General features: G+C 70.4%; 19 protein-coding genes. 3 read left to right on the top strand and 16 right to left on the bottom strand.

Going from position 1 to position 21,198, the window contains the following annotated elements:
- The 6 genes from ABIC52_RS05855 to ABIC52_RS05830 form a co-directional block, all read right to left on the bottom strand.
- A complete protein-coding gene (locus ABIC52_RS05855) occupies positions 1 to 1,413 on the bottom strand; it encodes a cytochrome ubiquinol oxidase subunit I (protein ID WP_354026855.1) in 1,413 nt (470 codons plus the stop codon).
- A 287-nt stretch (positions 1,414 to 1,700) separates the two neighbouring features.
- Complete coding sequence (locus tag ABIC52_RS05850) at positions 1,701 to 2,621, bottom strand: ABC transporter substrate-binding protein (RefSeq protein WP_209676816.1); 921 nt, start codon at positions 2,619 to 2,621, stop codon at positions 1,701 to 1,703.
- A complete protein-coding gene (locus ABIC52_RS05845) occupies positions 2,618 to 3,346 on the bottom strand; it encodes an ABC transporter permease (protein WP_126891206.1) in 729 nt (242 codons plus the stop codon). Before ABIC52_RS05845 ends, ABIC52_RS05850 begins: the two co-directional genes overlap by 4 nt.
- On the bottom strand, positions 3,343 to 4,059 hold the full coding sequence (locus ABIC52_RS05840; RefSeq protein ID WP_126891205.1) for an ABC transporter permease: 717 nt from the start codon (positions 4,057 to 4,059) through the stop codon (positions 3,343 to 3,345). The genes ABIC52_RS05845 and ABIC52_RS05840 overlap by 4 nt, the downstream gene beginning before the upstream one ends.
- Positions 4,056 to 4,970 (bottom strand): ABC transporter ATP-binding protein, encoded by a 915-nt coding sequence (locus ABIC52_RS05835; RefSeq protein ID WP_126891204.1) that lies wholly within the window; start codon positions 4,968 to 4,970, stop codon positions 4,056 to 4,058. Before ABIC52_RS05835 ends, ABIC52_RS05840 begins: the two co-directional genes overlap by 4 nt.
- Positions 4,971 to 5,160: 190 nt before the next feature.
- Positions 5,161 to 5,808, bottom strand: a complete 648-nt coding sequence (locus ABIC52_RS05830; protein WP_126891203.1) for a TetR/AcrR family transcriptional regulator — start codon at positions 5,806 to 5,808, stop codon at positions 5,161 to 5,163.
- A gap of 152 nt (positions 5,809 to 5,960) precedes the next feature.
- On the opposite strand from ABIC52_RS05830, the gene ABIC52_RS05825 reads away from it, so the two are divergent.
- Together ABIC52_RS05825 and ABIC52_RS05820 are read left to right on the top strand one after the other, a co-directional pair.
- Positions 5,961 to 7,025: an App1 family protein phosphatidate phosphatase gene (locus ABIC52_RS05825; protein WP_126891202.1), complete on the top strand. Its 1,065-nt coding sequence runs from the start codon at positions 5,961 to 5,963 to the stop codon at positions 7,023 to 7,025.
- Between the two features lie 88 nt (positions 7,026 to 7,113).
- A complete protein-coding gene (locus tag ABIC52_RS05820) occupies positions 7,114 to 9,000 on the top strand; it encodes a glycoside hydrolase family 15 protein (protein WP_354026854.1) in 1,887 nt (628 codons plus the stop codon).
- Positions 9,001 to 9,278: 278 nt separating this feature from the next.
- Here ABIC52_RS05820 and ABIC52_RS05815 read toward each other — a convergent pair whose 3' ends face one another.
- From ABIC52_RS05815 to ABIC52_RS05790, 6 genes are all read right to left on the bottom strand, one after another.
- The gene (locus tag ABIC52_RS05815; RefSeq protein WP_126891200.1) at positions 9,279 to 10,652 is read right to left on the bottom strand and encodes a glucose-6-phosphate dehydrogenase; all 1,374 of its coding nucleotides are present in this window, start codon (positions 10,650 to 10,652) and stop codon (positions 9,279 to 9,281) included.
- A gap of 187 nt (positions 10,653 to 10,839) precedes the next feature.
- The gene (locus ABIC52_RS05810; protein WP_126891199.1) at positions 10,840 to 11,256 is read right to left on the bottom strand and encodes a cytochrome c oxidase subunit 4; all 417 of its coding nucleotides are present in this window, start codon (positions 11,254 to 11,256) and stop codon (positions 10,840 to 10,842) included.
- Positions 11,257 to 11,260: 4 nt separating this feature from the next.
- Positions 11,261 to 12,997 (bottom strand): aa3-type cytochrome oxidase subunit I, encoded by a 1,737-nt coding sequence (ctaD, locus tag ABIC52_RS05805; RefSeq protein WP_066653797.1) that lies wholly within the window; start codon positions 12,995 to 12,997, stop codon positions 11,261 to 11,263.
- 11 nt (positions 12,998 to 13,008) lie between these two features.
- Positions 13,009 to 13,911: an aa3-type cytochrome oxidase subunit II gene (ctaC, locus tag ABIC52_RS05800; protein WP_126891198.1), complete on the bottom strand. Its 903-nt coding sequence runs from the start codon at positions 13,909 to 13,911 to the stop codon at positions 13,009 to 13,011.
- 303 nt (positions 13,912 to 14,214) lie between these two features.
- Entirely contained in the window at positions 14,215 to 14,589 is a 375-nt protein-coding gene (locus ABIC52_RS05795; protein WP_058729751.1) for a HesB/IscA family protein, read from the bottom strand.
- Positions 14,590 to 14,773: 184 nt separating this feature from the next.
- Entirely contained in the window at positions 14,774 to 16,219 is a 1,446-nt protein-coding gene (locus tag ABIC52_RS05790) for a dipeptidase (RefSeq protein ID WP_354026853.1), read from the bottom strand.
- A 51-nt stretch (positions 16,220 to 16,270) separates the two neighbouring features.
- Between ABIC52_RS05790 and ABIC52_RS05785 the strand changes: the two genes are divergently transcribed.
- Complete coding sequence (locus ABIC52_RS05785) at positions 16,271 to 16,846, top strand: DUF3043 domain-containing protein (RefSeq protein ID WP_126891196.1); 576 nt, start codon at positions 16,271 to 16,273, stop codon at positions 16,844 to 16,846.
- Between the two features lie 505 nt (positions 16,847 to 17,351).
- Here the strand turns inward: ABIC52_RS05785 and ABIC52_RS05780 are convergent.
- The 4 genes from ABIC52_RS05780 to ABIC52_RS05765 form a co-directional block, all read right to left on the bottom strand.
- A complete protein-coding gene (locus tag ABIC52_RS05780) occupies positions 17,352 to 18,428 on the bottom strand; it encodes a quinone-dependent dihydroorotate dehydrogenase (protein WP_126891195.1) in 1,077 nt (358 codons plus the stop codon).
- On the bottom strand, positions 18,425 to 18,919 hold the full coding sequence (gene nrdR, locus ABIC52_RS05775) for a transcriptional regulator NrdR (RefSeq protein WP_126891194.1): 495 nt from the start codon (positions 18,917 to 18,919) through the stop codon (positions 18,425 to 18,427). Before nrdR ends, ABIC52_RS05780 begins: the two co-directional genes overlap by 4 nt.
- A 135-nt stretch (positions 18,920 to 19,054) precedes the next feature.
- Positions 19,055 to 20,365, bottom strand: coding sequence for a histidinol dehydrogenase (gene hisD / locus ABIC52_RS05770; protein ID WP_354026852.1), 1,311 nt, complete (start codon positions 20,363 to 20,365; stop codon positions 19,055 to 19,057).
- Positions 20,365 to 21,189: a hypothetical protein gene (locus tag ABIC52_RS05765; protein WP_126891192.1), complete on the bottom strand. Its 825-nt coding sequence runs from the start codon at positions 21,187 to 21,189 to the stop codon at positions 20,365 to 20,367. The genes hisD and ABIC52_RS05765 overlap by 1 nt, the downstream gene beginning before the upstream one ends.
- Between the last annotated feature and the right edge of the window lie 9 nt (positions 21,190 to 21,198).

Below are 21,198 nucleotides of genomic sequence, written 5' to 3'. Positions count from 1 at the left end.
TCAGTACACCGTCACTTCGTGCTTGACCTCGCCGGTGGCCTCGTCGACCTCCGCAGGAGCGGCGGGGCCCTCCTGCGCGACCTTCTTGATGAGCCCGAACTCGACGACCGCGAGCGCTCCGTAGACCAGCGTGAACACGACCAGGGAGATGAGGACCTCGACCCCGGTGACGTTCGGTGAGACGCCGTCCGCCGTGCGGAGCAGACCGAACACGAGCCACGGCTGGCGGCCCATCTCGGTGAAGACCCAGCCCATGATCATCGCGGCCATGGGGAGCGGGACCGACCAGGTCGCCACGCGCCAGACCCAGCGCTGCGTCGGGAACCGGCCCTTGCGGGTCAGCCACAGGCCGACGACCGACACGAGCACCGCGCCGACCCCGAGGGCGATCATCCACCGGAACGACCAGTAGGTGACCCAGATGATCGGCTTGTAGTCGCCGGGGCCGTACACCTGCGTGTACTGCGCCTGCAGGTCGTTGATGCCCTCGACCGTACCGGTGAAGGTGTGCGTGGACAGGAACGACAGCAGGTACGGGATGCGGATCGAGAACAGCTCGTGCACACCGTCCGGGGTCCCGAGCGTGAAGATCGAGAACGAGGCGTCCTTGCCCGTCGAGGTGTTGTAGAGCGCCTCGGCCGCGGCCATCTTCATCGGCTGGGTGTCGACCATCGTGAGCCCGAGCTGGTCGCCGGACAGCACGGTCAGCGCACCCGATGCGAGCATCGTCCACATGCCGAACTTGAGCGCCGGCATCATCGTCTCGAGGTTCTGGTTGCGGGCCAGGTGCCACGCGGCGACCGCGATGATCACCGACGCCGCGACCATGAACGCGCCGAAGAGCGTGTGCGGGAAGGCGGCCAGCGCGACCTTGTTCGTCAGGACGGCCCAGATGTCGGTGAGCTCGGCGCGGCCCTTGGTCTCGTTGATCGCGAAGCCGACCGGGTGCTGCATGAAGGCGTTCGCCGCCAGGATGAAGTAGGCCGACATCATCGTGCCCACGCTGACGCACCAGATGCTCGCCAGGTGCAGGGCCCGTGGCAGGCGGTCCCAGCCGAAGATCCAGATGCCGATGAACGCCGCTTCGAAGAAGAACGCGAGGATGCCCTCGAGCGCGAGCGGGGCGCCGAAGACGTCACCCACGAACCGCGAGTAGTTCGACCAGTTCATGCCGAACTGGAACTCCTGCACGATGCCGGTGACGACCCCCATCGCGAAGTTGATGAGGAAGATCCGCCCGAAGAAGCGGGTCAGCTGCAGGTAGTGCGCACGTCCGGTGCGCACCCACGCGGACTGGAAGACGGCGACGACGAGCGCCATGCCGATCGTCAGCGGGACGAAGAGGAAGTGGTAGATCGTCGTCAGACCGAACTGCCACCGCGACAGGATCAGGGGATCGAGGATGTCGTTCATGCGGCGAGTCCGAGCCGGTCCGCCGCGCGCTGTTCGTGCACGAGAGATGCCTCTTCCAGGAGGAGGAACTGGTACTTGTCACCCCGTCGGGACACCTCCACGCTACTGCCCGGACACCTCCTTCGACAAGTTGTAGAGGCCACCTCTGCACGAACGTGCAGCGGCAGTGGTCGGCACAACCGTGCGGAACAGCAGTGCCGGTACGGCCACTCCACGAACGACGACAGGTGCCGGGCTGAAGCCCGACACCCGTCGTTCAGTCCTGGTCGGCGCCGAGCGCCGCCCGACTAGAGCAGACCCTCGTCCTGGAGGAACTGCTTCGCGATCTTCGAAGCCTTCTCCTTGTCCGTGACGCTCTTCTCGTTGAGCTCGATGAGCTTCTCGGTGGTGAGCTTCTCGTTCACCGAGTCGATCGCGTCGGCAGCCTTCTCGTCGACCTTGTCGGAGACGACCGGGATGACGTTCTGCGGCAGGATCAGGTTCTCCGGGTCCTTGAGCGAGACGAAGTCGTTCGCCTTGATGCTCGGGTCCGCGCTGTAGATGTCGGCGAGCTGGACGGTGCCGTCCTTGAGCGCCTTCACCGTCAGGGCGCCGCCGGAGTCCTCGACCGCCGTGAAGTCGACGTCCACGCCGTAGACCGACTTCAGGCCCTCGGGGCCGTACGGGCGGGTCTGGAACTCGGAGTTCGCACCGACGGTCAGCTTCTCCTTGACGTTCTTCAGGTCCGCCAGGCTCGTGACGTCGTTCTCCTCGGAGAACTGCTTCGTCACGGTGTAGCTGTCCTGGTCGGTGGCCTCGGCCTCGTCGAGGACGCGCAGCCCCTTCGGCAGGGCCTTCTCGAGACCGTCGTCGATCTGGTCGGCCGTCTTCGCCGTGGACTCCTTGTCGAAGTACTGCAGCAGGTTGCCGCTGTACTCCGGCATGACGTCGATCGCACCCTTCTCGAGCTGCGGGATGTAGACCTCGCGCTGCCCGATGTTGAAGTTGCGCTGGACGGTGAAGCCGTCCTTCTCGAGCACCTGCGCGTAGAGCTCGGCGATGATCTCGTTCGAGTAGTACTGCTGCGAGCCGATGACGATCGTCTTCGAGTCGGAGGACGCGCTGGAGCCGCTGCTCAGCGGGTCACCAGACGAGCAGCCGGTCAGGGCTGCGGCGACGCCGAGTGCCGTTGCGGCGGCGAGGGCGACGCGGATCCGTGCTGTGATCACGATGGGTTTCCTTCCGGGATGGGATTGCGGGCTCGCTCGCGCGATCCCTGGCGCTGCCGCGCGGACGGGTCGAGGGTGCCCTTCGGCACGGACGCCCGCTGCAGTGCGGCGAACACGATCTCGAACGCGATCGCGAGCGCGATCACGAGGATGGACGCGCCGAGCATCTCGGCGTAGTCCTGGGTCTTGAGGCCGAGGAAGAAGTACCCGCCCAGGCCACCGGCACCGACGTACGCGGCGAGGGTGGCGGTCGCGACGACCTGGAGCACGGCCGAGCGGACGCCACCGATGAGGAGCGGCAGCCCGAGCGGGATCTCGACCTTCCAGAGGACCTGCCAGCCGGTCATGCCCTGGGCCTTCGCGGCGTCGATCGTCACCGGGTCGACGGACTCGATGCCCGCGTACGCGCCGGCGAGCACCGACGGCACGGCCAGGACCACGAGCGCCAGCAGCGGTGCCTCGAGTCCGATGCCGAGCAGCAGGCCGAACAGCGACAGCACACCGAGCGTCGGCAGGGCGCGGATGCCGCCGGACAGGGCGATCGACAGGCCGCGCGCCCGGCCGGTGTGGCCGATCGCGTACCCGATCGGGACCGCGATCACCGACGCGATGGCGACGGCGAGCAGGGTGATCCAGACGTGCTCCCAGAGCCGCCCGGGGATCGCGTTGAAGCCCGTGTAGTTGGCCGGGTCGAACACCCAGCCGAACGCCTGACCGATGATCACGAGGCCACCTCCGCACGCTGCAGGACCCGGCGCGCGGTGCGACGGCTCCGGGGCGCTCGACGCGTCCAGGGCATGACCAGCCGGCCGAGCAGCACGAGCAGGCCGTCGAGCGCGAAGGCGAGCACGAGCACCATGACGATGCCGGAGAGGATCTCCTCGGTGATGCCGCGTGCGAGGCCGTCGGTGAACAGCGACCCCAGGCTCCGGATGCCGAGCACGGCACCGACCGTCGTGAGCGAGATCGTCGAGACCGCGACGACGCGCAGCCCGGCGAGCAGCACGGGTCCGGCGAGCGGGAGCTCCACGCGGAAGAAGCGCTGCACGCCCGAGTAGCCCATCGCGGTGGACGCCGCCTTCGTGCCGGCGTCGACCGAGGTCAGACCGTCCACCGTGGACCGGACCATGAGCGCGAGGCCGTAGATCGTCAGGCTGATGATCACGTTCACCGGGCTCTGCAGGCTCGTGCCGATGATGCTCGGCAGGGCGACGAAGAGCGCCAGCGACGGGATCGCGTACAGCAGGCCCGCGAAGGTCACGATGCCGCTGCCCACACCGGCCGCGAACCGCGATCCGCCCGGCCGCTGCAGACGGACCACGATCCAGCCGATGGGGATGGAGAGCAGGAAGCTGATGATGATCGGTGGGATCGCGATCGCGAGGTGCGCGATCGTGGCGTCACTGATCGTGTCGAGGTTCGACAGGATCCAGTTCACCGCGGTCCCCCACCCTGCGCCGGAGCACCCGGAGCGGTGTCACGCGCCCCGGCCTCTGCTGCCTGCGGCACCGCGGCTGCGGCGTCGACCACCTGGACCGGACCCGTGAGCACACCGGCCGCCCGTCCGTCACCGTCGACGACGATCGGTCCGGTCGGGGTCTGCTCGACGCGCAGGGCCCGCCGTCCACGCCCGGCCCCGATGAAGTTCGCGACGAAGTCGTCGGCGGGCTCGGCCAGGATCTCGGCCGGTGTACCGAGCTGTGCGATCTCGCCGCCCTTCTTGAGGATGACGACCTGGTCGCCGAGCTTGAACGCCTCGTCGATGTCGTGCGTGACGAAGACGACCGTCTTGCCGAGCTCGCGCTGCAGGCGGATGAGCTCGTCCTGCAGGTCGCTGCGGACCAGCGGGTCGACGGCACCGAACGGCTCGTCCATCAGCAGGACGTTCGGATCGACGGCGAGACCGCGGGCGACACCGACGCGCTGCTGCTGGCCGCCGGACAGCTGCGAGGGGTACCGGTCCGCGAAGGCGCGGTCGAGACCGACGGTGTCCATCAGCTCGAGCGCCCGGGCACGGGCCTCGCCCTTCGAGACGCCCGTCAGCAGCGGCACGGTCGCGATGTTGTCCGCCACCTTGCGGTGGGGCAGCAGCCCGGCGTTCTGCATGACGTACCCGATCCTGCGACGGAGCTGCACGGGGTCGACCCCCGCGACGTCCTCGCCGTCGATCTCGACCGTCCCCGACGACGGGTCGACCATCCGGTTGATCATGCGGAGCAGGGTCGTCTTGCCGCAGCCGCTGGAACCGACGAAGACGGTGGTCGTCCGCGACGGGATGACCAGACTGAAGTCGTCGACCGCGTTGGTGCCGTCCGGGTACGTCTTGCGCACCGAGCGGAACTCGATCATGTGGGTGCCCTTCTGTTCGGAGGTAGCCCGACTCCGCACGAGCGTACCCGCGCATCGAGGACAGCGTTCGACCGTGACCCGTCATGACGGCTCGCGGACAACGACGCCCGCACTCCCTGTTCGGGAGCACGGGCGTCGGTGGATGGTCCGGTGCGTCGGCCGGGCGCGTCGCGCGCGGACCGACCGCGGCTCAGGCGGCCGCTGCGACCGCCTCGAGGTGCGCACGGCTCATCGTTCGGTACTCCTCGATGAGCGCGGTGTCGGGAGCGGACCGGTCGCGGAGCGCTCGGGCGATGACGGCGTGCGCGGACTCGGCCAGCACGACCCAGGCGCGCTCCGGACGCTCGCCGAGCGGGTAGCCGAAGCGGTCGTGCAGGACCTGCGCGACGGCCGCCCCCAGCGCGGCCATGCGGTCCTCGGCGTCACCGGTGCCGGTGTCCGCGGGATCGCCGAAGCGGATCGCGCGGAAGCCCGGCTCCGAGCGGTACATCTCGACGGTCGCGTCGATCAGCGCGTCGTGCGCGTCCTGCCACGTGGTGGCGTCGCTCTCGTCGAGGGCGGTGAGGAAGCGCTCGGCGAGTCGCTGCGTGCTCCGGATCGCCAGCGCCTCGACCACGGCGATGCGGTCCGGGAAGTACCGGTAGACCGTGCCGATCGACGCCCCCGCGCGCTCGGCGACCATCGCGGTGGTCAGCCGTTCGAAGCCGATCTCGTCGATCACGGCCGCCGCGGCGTCGAGGAGTCCCGCGAGGCGCGCCGAACTGCGGGCTTGGACCGGCTCGTTCCTGAGCAGTGATGATCCCCCCGGCAGTGCGTTCGATACCTCGGTGACGAGCACGTGTTCTCCTCTTGCACTCCTGTCGGAGCGCGGTCATGTGGGAAGCGACGGGAAGGACTCTGGCACAGACCGGCTGGAACATCGCTGCGACTCACCCCGTTCCGGTCGTCCACCGACCGCCGCCGACGTCGCCCGCGTGGAAGGATGGAGTCATGCCCGACCCGACGCCCCACGAGCCGTCGTTGGCCGAACCGATCCTCCACCGGGCCGCCCGGATCGAAGACGCCGTCCAGGAGTTCCGCGAGCACCGGGCGCGACGGCGCGGCCTGGTGCCGACCGTGATCCCCTACACGGGCTACGGGGCACCGGGCTGGATCCGCGTGCTCTGCCGGGTGCTGCTGACCCGTCGCGGTCTGGCGTCCGACGCCTCGTACTACGGCGTGCGCGGCTGGCGGAGCTTCACGAGCGTCGCCGTCGACGACGCCGAGGTCACCGTGACGGCCGGTGGCACGACCCACGTGGTGCAGTCCGACCGCGGCGGCGTGGTCGACGTGAAGGTCCCGATCGACCTCGAACCCGGATGGCAGACGGTGCGGCTTTCGGCCGGTGGGATGCGCGACGTCGAGGCCGACGTCTTCATCGTCGACCCGGCCACGCGCTTCGGCCTGCTCTCCGACATCGACGACACCGTCATGGTGACGTCGCTCCCCCGCCCGATGCTCGCGGCGTGGAACTCGTTCGTCCTGACCGAGCACGCCCGCCGCCCCGTCCCGGGGATGTCCGTGCTCTACGAGCGCGTCCTCGCGCAGCACCCCGGCGCTCCCACCGTGTACCTCTCCACGGGCGCGTGGAACGTGGCACCGACGCTGCAGCGCTTCCTGACGCGGAACATGTACCCGTCGGGCACGCTCCTGCTGACGGACTGGGGCCCGACCCACGACCGGTTCTTCCGGAGCGGTCAGCTCCACAAGCAGGAGAACCTCCGGCGGCTCGCCAGTGACTTCCCGGACGTGCAGTGGCTGTTGGTCGGTGACGACGGGCAGCACGACGAGAGCCTCTACGGCGAGTTCGCGCGCGAGCACCCGGAGAACGTGGCCGGTGTCGCGATCCGGCAGCTGTCCACGAGCGAGGCGGTCCTCGCCGGTGGCCGCTCGCGCGCGCAGGAGCGCACGCGCGCCGGTTCCGCTCCGTGGGTGTACGCCCCGGACGGTGCCGGCATGTGGTCGGAACTCGACCGCGTCGGTCTCGTCGACGCCGACCCGTCCGCGCCGCTCTGATCCCTGCACAGGCAGATCCGACGGCTGCGCTGTGCACACCTTCAGCGCCGTAGGGCCGCACGACGGCCGCCGGTGCCAGGATCGAGCCATGAGCACCGCGACCCCGCCGAACCGCATCGAGGACCACGCCCTCATCGGCGACACCCACACGGCAGCCCTGGTCGGCCGCGACGGGACGATCGACTGGGCGTGCCTGCCGCGCTTCGACAGCCCGTCGACGTTCGCGTCGCTGCTCGGCACCGAGGACCACGGGCACTGGTCGCTCCGCCCCACCGCCCCGGACGCCACGAGCACGCGGCACCACCACCCGGACACCCTCGTGCTCTCCACCGTGTGGACGACGTCGACCGGCGTCGTCGAGGTCACCGACCTCATGCCGATCGGCGCCCACCGCGCGGCGATCGTCCGTCGGGTCCGCGGGCTGCGGGGCTCCGTGGAGATCGAACAGTCGCTCCGCATCCGCTTCGACTACGCCCGTGCGCTCCCCTGGGTCCGCCAGATCGGCGGCGACGAGGACCCCGCGCTCCTGGCGACCGCCGGCCCGGGCTCCGTCGTCGTCCGCGGCGTCCGCTTCCGGGCCGACGACCACCGGCACACCCACACCGTCACCGTGCACGACGGCGACGTCGTCGACACGGTCCTCACCTGGTACCCGTCGCACCGCGAGCCGCCGGAGCCGCTCGACGTCGACGCCGCCCTGCAGGCGACGGAACGCTGGTGGCGCGACTGGATGGCGACCGCGCACACCGAGGGTCCGTACGCCGAGGCGAGCCGACGCTCCCTGTTGCTGCTCCGTGCGATGACCCACGGACAGACCGGCGGCGTCGTGGCGGCCGCGACCACGAGCCTCCCGGAGGACCCGGGTGGCGAACGCAACTGGGACTACCGCTACGTCTGGCTCCGGGACGCGTCCCTCGCACTCGCGTCGCTCATCGCCCACGGGTACCGGGACGAGGCGATGCACTGGCGGGGGTGGTTGCTCCGCGCGATCGCCGGCGACCCGGCCGACGTGCAGATCATGTACGGCATCGCCGGCGAACGCGAACTCCCCGAACGCACGCTCGACGAGCTCCCCGGCTACCTCGACTCGACGCCGGTGCGGCTCGGCAACGGTGCGTCGACGCAGTACCAGGGCGACGTCTTCGGCGAGGTCCTGGCAGCCCTGCACGACGCCCGCGAGCTCGGCGTCGAGGAGAACGTCGACTCGTGGGCGCTGCAGCGTGCCCTGCTCGGGTACGTCGAGGAGCACTGGCAGCAACCGGACAACGGCATCTGGGAGATGCGCGGGCCGCGGCGGCACTTCACGCACTCGCGGGCGATGATCTGGGCGGCCTTCGACCGCGGGGTCGCCGCCGTCGAGGAGTTCGGTCTCGAGGGCCCGGTCGACCGCTGGCGCCGCCTGCGCGACGAGGTCCGCGCCGAGATCGAGGAGCGCGGCTGGAACGCCGAGCGTGGCAGCTACCGGCAGCACTACGACACCGACGAGGTCGACGCGAGCCTGCTCGTCCTGCCGCAGATCGGGTACCTGCACGCCGACGACCCGAGGATGACGGGCACGGTCGCGGCGATCGAACAGGACCTGCGCGTGGGCGACCACGGCCTCGTGCTGCGGTACCGGACCACGTCGGGCTTCGACGGCCTGTCCGGCAGCGAGCACCCGTTCCTCGCGTGCTCGTTCTGGCTCGTCGAGCAGTACGCCGCCTCCGGACGCGTCGAGGACGCCGAACGCCTGATGGACGTGCTCGTCGGGTACACGAACGACGTCGGCATGCTCTCGGAGGAGATCGACGTCGCCACCGGCCACCACATCGGGAACACGCCGCAGGTGCTCTCCCACCTGACGCTCGTGTCCGCGGCGGACGCGATCGCCCGCGCGCGCGGCACCTCGTCGGGACACCGGACGCGGCTCGCCGTGCACGACGGGGGCACGCGGTCCTGGACCGGCGGCGGCCGTCGGGCCGGCGCCCCCTCCTGAGGAGCCCGCTCGCGCACCGCGGTCTCGCGCTCGGCCGTCTCGCGCGAAGGAGGCAGTTCCGCGTGAGGGAGGCTGTTCCGCGCAAGGGGGACCGTTCCGCGCAAGGGAGGCCGTTCCTTCCTGCTTCCGATGCGCGGATCGGTCGTCCAGGTCAGGTGCGATGGGCAGCAACCCCGCCGCGGTGACGGAGACACGCCGGACGAACGGACGGGAGGCACGGTGCCAGCTGGCACCGTGCCTCCCGTCCGTCAGGTGACTCCGTCAGGAGACGGCGTCCGTCAGGACGACGACTCCCAGTCCGCCGGGCCGCGCGAACCCGCGCGGTACTCCTCGAGCGGGACGTCGCCCGACTTCCAGGCGTCCACGACCGGCTCGACGATCTCCCAGCAGCGCTCCGCCACGTCGCCGCGGATCGAGAGCAGCGGGTCGTCGTGGAAGATGCCGTTGAGGACCTCGCCGTACGGGGTGAGCTCGCCGTCGTCGAAGGACGACGACAGGGTGACCTGCCCCATCTCGAACGGGTTGCCGCCGCCGTTCGCCGACACGCTCAGCTCGATCTCGTCCGGGTTCAGGACGATGCGCAGCGTGTCCGCCTTCGGCCGACCGGACAGACCGGAGGGCAGGCGCGTGACGGGCTTGAAGGTGATGAGGACCTCCTTGCGGCTGGCGCCGAGCGCCTTGCCGGACCGGAGGGTGAAGGGCACGCCCTTCCAGCGGGCGGTGTCCACCTCGACCTGGATCTCGGCGAGCGTCTCCGTCTCGCGCGACTTGTCGACGCCGTCCTCGTCCTGGTACGACGGCAGTTCCTTGCCGTCGATCGTGCCGGCCGTGTAGACGGCGCGGCGCGAGGCGATCTTCGGGTCGTCGCCCTTGAGGCGGGTCGACCGGAGGACACGGGCGAGCGAGGAGCGGAACTCGACGGCGTCGATGGCGGCCGGGGCGTCCATCGTCACGAGGCCGAGGATCTGCAGCAGGTGCGACTGGATCATGTCGACCAGGGCACCGGCCTCGTCGTAGTACTGCGCACGGTTCTCGAGCCCGAGCGTCTCGTCGTAGAAGACGTCGACCTTCTCGATGTTGTCCGCGTTCCAGATCGGCTCGAACAGACGGTTCGCGAAGCGCAGACCGATGATGTTCAGGACCGTCGTGCGACCGAGGAAGTGGTCGGTGCGGTGCACGCGCTCCTCGGGGACGAGCTCGAGCACGGTCTTGTTCAGGGCCTCGGCGCTGGCGACGTCGGTGCCGAAGGGCTTCTCGAACGCCAGGGTCGTGCCCTCGGGCAGCTCGACGCCCTGCAGCGCCTCGCAGATGTCCGACGCGATCTGCGGCGGCAGCGCGAAGTACAGGATGGGCTCGGCCTCGGCCGCGTCGAGCAGCGCCTTGAGGTGCTCGGGGTCGGTCGGGTCGCCCTGGATGAAGGTCGTGGACTCGAGGGTCGCGTCGACCTCGGGACCCTTGACGTCCTGCGACGCGAAGGACTTCGTGACGACGTCCTTCCACTGCTCCGCGCTGCGGGCGCTGCGGCCCGTGCCGATCAGCTGGACGGGGACCGCTCGACCGCTCTGCAGGAACGTTCCGAGTCCCGGGAGCAGCAGGCGGGAGGCGAGGTCGCCCGTCGCGCCGAAGATGATGAGGGTGCGCTTGTCGGTCACCGGAGGTGAGTCCTTTCGCTGTGGTTGCGGGGTCCGCACGGGTCAAGCCGCGTACGGGCCGGTTGATTCCCTGTGGTTCCGGGATACCCGCTGCCGGCCGAGAGCTCGGTCCGGGTGGGGTACGGGCCCCGGACGCACCTCGGGCGGCACCGGATGTGGTGCCGCCCGAGGTGTCAGGTGGATCGGATCAGTGTCCGAAGTTGCCGCGGTAGTACTCGTAGACCCAGCCGACGAGCGTGACGGTCACGAGCGCGAGCCCGATCGGCACGATCCACAGGCCGGCTGCGAGGCCGAGGAAGCAGATGGCCGTCGAACCGGCGAGCAGGATCGGCCACCACGACCACGGGCTGAAGTGCCCGAGCTCGGCGTCGCCGTCCTCGATGTTCGCGTCCGGACGGTCCTCGGGGAGGACACCGCCCTGCGACGACATCACCTTGCCGAGGTAGAACGCGATGAACGCGGACATGATCCCGGTGAGGCCGATCGCCACGGTGCCCACCCACTCCGGGCGGCCGTAGTAGATCAGCGCCCAGATGGTGTAGGCAGCATCCGCGAGGATGAAGAAGACGAACAGGATCCAGAACAGGTTGGTGTTGGCGCGCATCGCCTTACTTCACCTCGCCCTTCGCGGCGTCGTAGGTCGGGGCATCCGGGGCGTCCTTCGCCGGACCCACACCGATCGGCACGCCGGCCTCGGGGTGGTTCAGGTCGAACGCCGGGGACTCGGAACGGATCCGCGGGATGGAGGTGAAGTTGTGGCGCGGCGGAGGGCAGCTGGTCGCCCACTCGAGCGAGCGGCCGTAGCCCCACGGGTCGTTCACGGCGACCTTCGGTGCGTTCCGGGCGGTCACGTAGACGTTGAAGATGAACGGCAGGAACGAGATCGCGAGGATCATCGAGCCGATCGTCGACAGCTGGTTCATCCAGGTGAACCCGTCGTTCGGCAGGTAGGTCGCGTAACGACGCGGCATGCCGATGACGCCCAGCCAGTGCTGGATCAGGAACGTCGTGTGGAAGCCGATGAACAGCAGCCAGAAGTGGATCTTGCCGAGGCGCTCGTTGAGCATGCGGCCCGTCCACTTCGGCCACCAGAAGTAGAAGCCGGAGAACATCGCGAACACGACGGTGCCGAAGACCACGTAGTGGAAGTGCGCGACGACGAAGTACGAGTCGGACACGTGGAAGTCGAGCGGCGGCGACGCAAGGATCACACCGGTGAGACCACCGAACGTGAAGGTGATGAGGAAGCCGACGGCCCAGAGCAGCGGGGTCTCGAACGTGACCGAACCGCGCCACATCGTGCCGACCCAGTTGAAGATCTTCACGCCGGTCGGGACCGCGATGAGCATCGTCATGAGCGAGAACCACGGGAGCAGGACGCCACCGGTGACGTACATGTGGTGCGCCCACACCGTGACCGACAGGGCCGCGATGGAGATGGTCGCGTAGACCAGGGTCTTGTACCCGAAGATCGGCTTGCGGCTGAAGACCGGGAAGACCTCGGAGACGATGCCGAAGAACGGCAGCGCGATGATGTACACCTCGGGGTGGCCGAAGAACCAGAACAGGTGCTGCCAGAGCAGGGCACCGCCGTTGGCGGGGTTGTAGATCTGCGCGTCGAACACGCGGTCGAGGCCGAGGCCGAAGAGCGCGGCGGCGAGGACCGGGAAGGCCATCAGCACGAGCAGCGACGTCACGAGGGTGTTCCACGTGAAGATCGACATGCGGAACATCGTCATGCCCGGCGCACGCATCGTGATGATCGTCGTGATGAAGTTCACCGCGCCGAGGATCGTCGAGAAGCCGGTCATGCCGAGGCCGAACACCCAGAGCGTCCCACCGAGACCCGGTGTGAACGTCGTGTCGCTCAGTGGCGCGTAGGCGAACCAACCGAAGGACGCGGCGCCCTGCGGGGTGAGGAAGCCACCGACGGCGATGAGCGAGCCGAACAGGTACAGCCAGAAGGCGAACCCGTTCAGACGCGGGAAGGCCACGTCCGGCGCACCGATCTGCAGCGGCATGATCGCGTTCGCGAAGCCCGAGAAGAGCGGCGTCGCGAACATCAGCAGCATGATCGTGCCGTGCATGGTGAAGAGCTGGTTGTACTGCTCCTTCGTCTCGACCACGTGCAGGCCGGGCTCGAAGAGCTGCGCACGGATCACGAGCGCCATGACGCCCGCGAGCAGGAAGAAGACGAACGACGCGATCAGGTACATGTACCCGATGGTCTTGTGGTCGGTGGAGGTGATCCACCGGACGATGATGTTGCCCTTCCGACCGACCTTGGACGCCTGGAAGTCCGGCGTCGTCGGCGCTGTCGGCTGGCCGACGAGTGACGTTGTCATCTGACGGACCCCTACTTGTTCTCGCTCGACGCCTCGACCGGCGCCTGGTTGTTCGGTTCGTTCGTGTTGGTGTCGTACTCGTTGCCGAGGAGACCGACCTTGCCCTGCTCGCGCAGCGTGTCGAGGTACTGCTGGTACTCGGAGTCCGAGACGACCTTCACCTGGAAGAGCATCAGGGAGTGGTACTCACCGCAGAGCTCGGCACACTTGCCCTGGTAGGTGCCTTCCTTCTGCGGGATGAAGTACTCGTAGTTGGTCTTGCCCGGGAGCATGTCCTTCTTGTACAGGAAGTCGATGACCCAGAAGGAGTGGTCGACGTCGCGCGAGGAGAGCTCGATCTCGACCTTCTTGCCGACCGGCAGGTAGAGCGTCGGGAGCTGCGACTCGTCGATCGCGCCGTCGCCGTTCTCCTCTTCCTGGGCCTGGATGCCCTGGTAGTAGACGCTGTCCTTCGGGTTGTCCTTGTCGATGTAGTTGAAGTCCCAGGCCCAGCGCTTGCCGTACACGTGGATCGTGGCGTCCGGGTCGTCGAAGGGCTTCTCGATCGCCGACTGGTCCTTCGCGGTGAAGGCGAAGAATCCGAGCACGAGGATGAGCGGCACGATCGTGTAGAAGATCTCGAGCGGCATGTTGTACCGCATCTGCACCGGCAGGCCCGTCTGGCCCTTGCGGCGACGGTAGACGATCGCCGCCCAGATGATCAGGCCCCACACGATGAGACCGACCGCGAGCAGGACGATCCAGCTGGTGGTCCACAGGCCGACGACACGGCTCGTGTGGTTCGTGACGTCCTTCGTCTCCTCGGTCCCGGGGAGCCATCCGTTCATCTGCTGCTGCGTGCAGCCAGCCAGTGCGATGACCAGACCGACGGCCACCGGGACGGCCGCCCAACGTATACGGCGATTCGAACGCACTGTTACCTCTCGGAAGACGTTGCTGGAGACCGGCCGAGCGGACGGGACGTGCACGCTTGCGTGTGCACTGAGGCCGCTCATTGCTGGTTCCCAGCTTGGTTGGAACACTCCTAGCTTACTCGCAGCCGGTGACGTCTCGCGCACACTGGGCGCGGTCCGGCGCGGGATCGACGACCGCCTCGCGCAGCTTTCCCCCGGTCGTGCGGCTCGGCGCGGCCGGGGACGACGAACGGGGAGCGACCAGATCGGTCGCCCCCCGCTCGCGTGTCGGTTCGGTCGGCGGACAACCGCCCGCCGGCGGCGTCAGTGGAAGCTGTCGCCGCACGCGCAGCTGCCCTGCGCGTTGGGGTTGTCGATGGTGAAGCCCTGCTTCTGGATGGTGTCCTCGAAGTCGATCGTCGCGCCGTCGAGGTACGGGACGCTCATCTTGTCGACGACGACCTCGACCCCGCTGCCGAACTCGGCCGTGGCGTCGCCGTCGAGCAGCCGCTCGTCGAAGTAGAGCTGGTAGATCAGGCCGGAGCAGCCACCGGGCTGGACCGCGAGGCGCAGGCGCAGGTCGTCGCGGCCCTCCTGCTCCAGGAGGCTCGCCACCTTCGCCGCCGCCGCGTCGCTGAGCGCGACGCCGTGCGAGCGTGCGTCGGTCGCCGGTGCGTTGTCGATGATGGTGTCGCTCATCCGCGCGTCTCCCTCCGGGCGGTGTCGGTCACCGCGCCTGGGTCGATTGTAAGCACGGGAGCCGACAGGACGGGCGCGGCGTCCACAGGGCGGGACCCGACGACGGACGGGAGGCCCGTGGCGGCGTCGCCACGGGCCTCCCGTCCGGTACTCCCCCACTCCCGTGCCGGTGCGGGCTGCCCGGTCAGGCGCGCGTCGCCAGCCGCGCCATCAGGATCGTCTCGGAGGCGATCGCGCGGTGCAGCACGCCGAGGTGCTGCGACTCGTTCGGGCTGTGCGCGCGGGTGTCCGGGTCCTCGACGCCGGTCACCAGGATCTGCGCTTCGGGGAACTCCGCCGCGAGGTCGGAGACGAACGGGATCGATCCGCCGATGCCCTGCTCGACCGCGGGCGCACCCCAGCCCTCGTGCATGGCGGTGCGCGCCTCCTGCACGGCCCACCCGGCGGTGTCCACCAGGAACCCGTCGCCGGTGTCGACCTCGGTGATGTCGAGCTTCGCGCCGAACGGCACGTGGGCGCGGAGGTGGCGCTCGACGGCGGCGTACGCGTCGGTGGCGGACTGGCCGGGGGCCACGCGGACGGAGACGCGGGCGGCGACGTTCGGCAGCAGCGTGTTCGACGCGTTCGCGACGCTCGGGACGTCCATGCCCGTCACCGTGATGGACGGCTGGAACCACATGCGGGAGAGCACCGGGCCCGTGCCGACCGGTCGCACGCCCTCAAGGAGCGCGGCGTCCGTCGCGAGTTCGGCCTCGGAGCGCTCGGGGACGTCGGCGTCGTACGCGGTGAGCCCCTCGACGGCGACCGAGCCGTCGTCGTCGTGCAGCGAGGCGAGCAGGCGCACCATCGGGATCATCGCGTCGGGGGCCGCACCGCCGAACATGCCGCTGTGGCTCGCGTGCTCGAGCGTCGTCAGCGTCGCACGGAACGTGACGTTGCCGCGGAGCGAGACCGTGATCGAGGGCACGTCGACCGACCAGTTGTCGCTGTCGGCCACGACGATCACGTCGGCCGCGAGGTGCTCCTTCTGCTCGCGCAGGAAGGTGCGGAACGACCGGGAGCCGAACTCCTCCTCGCCCTCGACGAAGAGGACGACACCGAGGTCCAGGTCGTCGCCGAACTGCGCGTGCAGCGCCCGGAGCGAGGCGATGTGCGTCATCACGCCGGCCTTGTCGTCCGACGCACCGCGGCCGTAGAGGCGGTCGCCGCGCAGGGTCGGTTCGAACGGCGGGGTCTCCCACAGCGCGTCGTCGCCCTGGGGCTGCACGTCGTGGTGCGCGTAGAGCATGACGGTCGGCTTCCCGTTCCGGGCGGGACGCACCGCCAGCACGGCGGGCTGCCCGAGCTCGCGGCCGGCCTCCTGCGCGCCCGCGGTCTCGCCCTCGACGGCGGACCGGACGATGCGCACGGCGTCGGCGGCGAAGACGCCCGTCGACCGGGCCAGGTCCGCGACGGCCTCAGCACTGGCCTGCACGTGCGCCGGGTCGAACGCCGACCACGACACCGACGGCAGCCGGACCAGCGAGGAGAGGTCAGCGATCGTGGTCGGCAGCCCTCCCTGCACGTGTTCGCGGAGGGCGTCGAGGAGCGCGGGGTCGGTCGCGGGGCTGTGCTGGTCGGTGTCGGTCATGTCCCGTAATCTAGAGGAGATCCAGCACGCAACCGCAGTCAGGAACACACCGTGGCGAAGGCAGCCCCCAAGACCAACACGACCGTCGACCCGTCGGACGAGGAACTCCTCGAAGCCGGCAAGGGTCGTCCGACGCCGTCGCGTCGTGAGCGCGAGGCCGCCAACCGTCGCCCGCTCGTCGGCAACAGCCCGCAGGACAAGAAGGCCGCTCGCGCGCGCCTGAACACCGAGCGCGAGAAGGCCCGGGTCGGCATGGCCAACGGCGAGGAACGCTACCTCCCGGCGAAGGACAAGGGCGAGCAGCGGAAGTTCGTCCGCGACTGGATCGACGCGCGCTGGAACGTGGGCGAGGTCATGATGCCCGTGCTCGTGCTGTTCCTGATCGTCGGGTTCGCCGCGGCGCAGACGGTCCTGGCGTCGTACTCCCTGCTGCTGGTCTGGGCGTTCGTCGCGCTGTTCGTGCTCGACTGCATCGTGCTGTGGCTGTCGCTGCGCAAGAAGATCACCGCGAAGTTCGGCGAGATGCAGCGCGGGACCTTCCTCTACATCCTCACGCGGGCGTGGCAGCTGCGCTTCCTGCGCCTGCCGAAGCCGCAGGTGCGCCGCGGCCAGTACCCCTCGCTGTAGGCACCACCGCACGAAGCGCCGTCCGGCCGAGCCGGGCGGCGCTTCGTCGTTCCCGGGGGCGGGGTCGGTCGGGCCGGGGCTGGACCGGAGCGCGGTTTCTTCGATCGGGCCGTTTCCGTCACGCTCGGCACGCTGCGCCGACACATCTCGCTCGCTCGTCGGACACCGACGGCGTGTTCCGCCCGCTCGGTCGCGCGACGCGCTGGACACGACGCCGCGCGAGGGTCCGCGCCGATTCTCGTCGGTCATCGTCGGTCCTCGTCGGCCGGGAGGCGCGGCACGCCTCGTGCGCCTCACCCTCAGTCGCGACGTGGTCGCCGCTCCCCGCACCAGGACTCCGTCGGTCGTCGCGCTGGTCCAGGTGGCACGACATGCCGTGGGGAGCGGAGCTGAGCGGCACGTCGTGCGACCGGAACGGCACAGACCGGAACGGCACAGACCGGAGCGGCAGAGACCGGAGCGGCTCGGGCGGGTGTCGCGCGGACCGGGATCGCGCGCTACCGAACTACCGCGCTGCGCGCCGCAGCCGCCGACGACGCAGCCGGTTGATGCGCATCGCCCAGGTCGGCCCCTCGTAGAGGAACGCCGTGTAGCCCTGCACGAGCGTGGCTCCCGCGTCGATGCGGTCCTGCACGTCCTGCTCGCTCGTGACCCCGCCGACGGCGATGACGCAGAAGTCCTGCGGCACCGCGGCCCGGACCCGGCGCAGCACTTCGAGCGACCGGGCGGCGATCGGGGCGCCGGAGAGCCCACCGGCCCCCATCGCCTCGACGTCGGCGTCCGGGGTGGTCAGCCCCGTGCGGGCGATCGTCGTGTTGTTCGCGATGATCCCGGCGAGTCCGAGGTCCACCGCGAGTCCGGCGATCGCGTCGATCTGCTCGTCGGTCAGGTCCGGCGCGATCTTCACCAGCACCGGGGTCCGCCCGGCTGCGTCGCGGACCGCCGTCAGCAGCGGCCGGAGCTGGTCGGCCTCCTGCAGGCCGCGGAGCCCCGGCGTGTTCGGGGAGCTGACGTTGACCGCCAGGTAGTCGGCGAACGGCGCGAGCAGGCGCGTCGACTCGAGGTAGTCGTCGACCGCGTCCTCGACCGCGACGACCCGGCTCTTGCCGATGTTGACGCCGATGACCGGTCGGCCGGGGTGACGCCGTGCTCGCTCGAGCCGACGAGCGGCCCGGGCAGCTCCGTGATTGTTGAAGCCCATCCGGTTGACGAGCGCCTTGTCGCGGATGAGCCGGAACAGCCGGGGCTTCTCGTTGCCCGGCTGCGCCTGCGCGGTGATCGTGCCGACCTCGACGTGCCCGAACCCGAGCAGCCCGAGCCCGGCGATGCCCTTGGCGTCCTTGTCGAACCCGGCCGCGAGCCCGAACCGCGACGGGAAGTGGATCCCCATCGTCGTGATGCCGTCGGCGGCCGCGGGCCGGGCGTACCGCTCGATCGTCCCGCCGAGGAACGGCACCCTCGGCAGGGCACGGATCACGGCGAAGGCGATGTGGTGCGCCCGCTCCGGGTCCATGTTCGCGAACACGGACCGGAAGACGACCGCGTAGCCGTTGCGGACGACGCGCTCCGCGACCCCGCTCACGCGCCGCTGCCCGACTCGACGCCGGACGCAGCAGCACGAGCCGCGTGGTGGTCGCGGCGCAGCTGTGCGATCGCATCCTCGAAGTCCTCGAGCGTGTCGAACGCCTGGTACACGCTCGCGAACCGCAGGAAGGCGACCTCGTCGAGCTCCCGGAGCGGCGGCAGGATCGCGAGGCCGATGTCGTTCGCGTCGATCTGGCTCGACCCCGACGAGCGCACGGTCTCCTCGACGCGCTGCGCGAGCACGGCCAGGTCGCCGTCCGTCACCGGGCGTCCCTGGCACGCCTTGCGCACGCCGGATACGATCTTGTCGCGGCTGAACGGCTCGGTGACGCCGTTCCGCTTCACGACGTTGAGCGAGGCGGTCTCGGTCGTCGAGAACCGGCGCCCGCAGTTCGGGCACTGGCGGCGGCGACGGATCGAGGTGCCGTCGTCGCTCGTGCGGGAGTCGACGACGCGGGAGTCCGGGTGGCGGCAGAAGGGGCAGAACATGTCGTGTCCCAGGCTATCGGCTCGACGGCGCCCACAGGGCGCGGTGACGACCCTCTGGACGACCGGCCGCACCCAGGACGCATCCGAGGGCAGACCCGGCCACGCCCCGGCACGACCCGACCCGACCGGCCGGGCTCAGGACCGAGCGATGCGCTCCGTCACGGCGGCACCGTGCCCGGGCAGCTGCTCCTCGGTGGCGAGCGCCACGATGTGCGGCGCGACCTCGGCCAGGGCTGCGGGCGTGTACCGGATGACCTGCTGCGGGCGGAGGAAGGTCGAAGCCGACAGACCCGACCCGAACCGCGCCTGACCGCCGGTCGGCAGCACGTGGTTCGACCCGGCGAGGTAGTCACCGAGGCTCACCGGCGTGCTCGGCCCGACGAACACGGCACCGGCCGCGTCGATGTCGGCCAGCACGGCGTCGTCGTCGGCGGTCTGGATCTCCAGGTGCTCCGGCCCGTACGCGTTGCTCACGGTCGCCGCGTCGGCCAGCGAGTCCACCAGCACGATCGCGGACTGCGGTCCGTCGAGCGCGGTCTGGAGGCGCGCAGCCGTCCCCAGCGCCGCCACCCGTTCCGGGATCGCCGCCTCGACCGCGTCGGCGAACGCGGGCGAGGTGGTCACCAGGACACTGCCCGCCTGCTCGTCGTGCTCGGCCTGGCTGACCAGGTCGGCGGCGACGTAGCCGGCGTCGGCGGACTCGTCCGCGATGACGAGGATCTCGGTCGCGCCGGCCTCGGAGTCGATGCCGACCACCCCGCGTACCAGGCGCTTGGCCGCGGCGACGAAGTTGTTCCCCGGCCCGGTGACCAGGTCGACCGGCTCGAGGCCGATCTCGCTGACGCCGTACGCCAGCGCACCGACCGCGCCGGCTCCGCCCATCGCGTAGACCTCGTCGATGCCGAGGAGTCCGGCCGCGGCGAGGATCGTCGGGTGCACCCGTCCGCCGTGGTCACGCTGCGGCGGGGAGACGAGGGCGATCGACCCGACGCCCGCGACCTGCGCGGGGACCACGTTCATGACGACGCTCGACGGGTAGACGGCCTTGCCGCCCGGGACGTAGAGCCCGACGCGTCGCATCGGCTGCCAGCGCTGGTGGACCTCGGCCCCGTCGGCCAGGCACGTGACCGATCCGGCGGGGACCTGCGCGGCACTCGCCGCACGGACACGGCGGATGGCCTCGTCGAGGGCCTCGCGCAGCTGGGGGGTCAGACCGGCGACGGCCGCGGCGATCTCGGCGGCGGGGACCCGGACGTGCTCGGGCGCTCCCCCGTCGAAGCGCTCCGCCTGCTCGCGGAGCGCCGCCGCCCCGTGCTGCCGGACCGCGTCCACGAGGTCGCGCGCGGCATCGACGGCGTGGGAGACGTCACCGACGGCACGCGGCATCAGGCGGAGGAGGTCGGCACGGGCGGGGAGGCCGCCACGGAGGTCGATTCGCTGCATCATCAGGCGTCAAGCGTACCGGCGGCGCCCGACAGCAGGGCGTCCGTCAGGGGTCGGTGGACCGCGGCCTGGTCGTCGTCCCACGCACCGAGCAGCTGCAGGACGAGCACGCGGAACGCGAGCGCCCGGACGAGCAGCTGCGGCCACTCCGACACCGCGGCCAGCCGGCCGAGGTCCGGCAGACGGTCGACCGGCAGCCCGTGCCAGCACACCGCGTCGACGGCGGCGATGGCCGCGGCGTACCCCACCGGCCGCCACGCGGGCGCCCAGTCGAACACCGCCGACGGCTCGCCCGGCGCGAAGAGCACGTTGCCGAGCAGGTCGCGGTGCACCAGCTGCGACGGCGCGCGGACGGTGCGGAAGCCCGCGGCGAGCCGGTCGAGCAACGGCTCCGTGGGCAGGGGCCCGCTCCCCCAGACGAGCCGGTCCGCCCGGCTCCACGGGTCGTCGACCAGGTCGAGGAACCTCGGGCGGGGCAGGTGCGCGACCGCGCGGTGGAAGGCCGCGCCCGCGGCGAGGACGTCCTCGACCCGGGTCGGGTCCGTCGCACCGGGCAGCCACGCCCAGGCCTCCCAGCCGCCCGCGAGCCAGCCACCGTCGGCGCTCGGGACCGGCCGCGGCGTGCGGAACCCGTCCGTGTGCGCGAGGCGGGCCAGCGTGGTGGACCGCCACCGTGCCTCCCGGACGTCACCGTGCGGACGCAGGACGATCCTGTCCGCGCGCCACGTCGTGCCCTGTCCGCCCGCCAGGAGCACCGGTGACCGCTCCCCCGCACCGAACGCCCGGAGCACCGCAGCCGACGGCTGCGGTGCTCCGGGGACGGTCACGTCGGACGC

The organism is Curtobacterium oceanosedimentum, from assembly GCF_040545555.1.
Classification (GTDB): domain Bacteria; phylum Actinomycetota; class Actinomycetes; order Actinomycetales; family Microbacteriaceae; genus Curtobacterium.
Note: the sequence above shows the minus strand (reverse complement) of the source record. Positions and strands in the feature narration are given on the sequence as shown.

Excerpts from the sequence above, each read along its gene's own strand:
- ABIC52_RS05835 (WP_126891204.1), bottom strand. The coding sequence starts at position 4,970 with ATGATCGAGTTCCGCTCGGTGCGCAAGACGTACCCGGACGGCACCAAC.
- ABIC52_RS05790 (WP_354026853.1), bottom strand. The coding sequence starts at position 16,219 with ATGACCGACACCGACCAGCACAGCCCCGCGACCGACCCCGCGCTCCTC.
- ABIC52_RS05825 (WP_126891202.1), top strand. The coding sequence starts at position 5,961 with ATGCCCGACCCGACGCCCCACGAGCCGTCGTTGGCCGAACCGATCCTC.
- ABIC52_RS05820 (WP_354026854.1), top strand. The coding sequence starts at position 7,114 with ATGAGCACCGCGACCCCGCCGAACCGCATCGAGGACCACGCCCTCATC.
- nrdR (WP_126891194.1), bottom strand. The coding sequence starts at position 18,919 with ATGTTCTGCCCCTTCTGCCGCCACCCGGACTCCCGCGTCGTCGACTCC.
- ABIC52_RS05795 (WP_058729751.1), bottom strand. The coding sequence starts at position 14,589 with ATGAGCGACACCATCATCGACAACGCACCGGCGACCGACGCACGCTCG.
- ABIC52_RS05810 (WP_126891199.1), bottom strand. The coding sequence starts at position 11,256 with ATGCGCGCCAACACCAACCTGTTCTGGATCCTGTTCGTCTTCTTCATC.
- ctaD (WP_066653797.1), bottom strand. The coding sequence starts at position 12,997 with ATGACAACGTCACTCGTCGGCCAGCCGACAGCGCCGACGACGCCGGAC.
- ABIC52_RS05855 (WP_354026855.1), bottom strand. The coding sequence starts at position 1,413 with ATGAACGACATCCTCGATCCCCTGATCCTGTCGCGGTGGCAGTTCGGT.
- hisD (WP_354026852.1), bottom strand. The coding sequence starts at position 20,365 with ATGATGCAGCGAATCGACCTCCGTGGCGGCCTCCCCGCCCGTGCCGAC.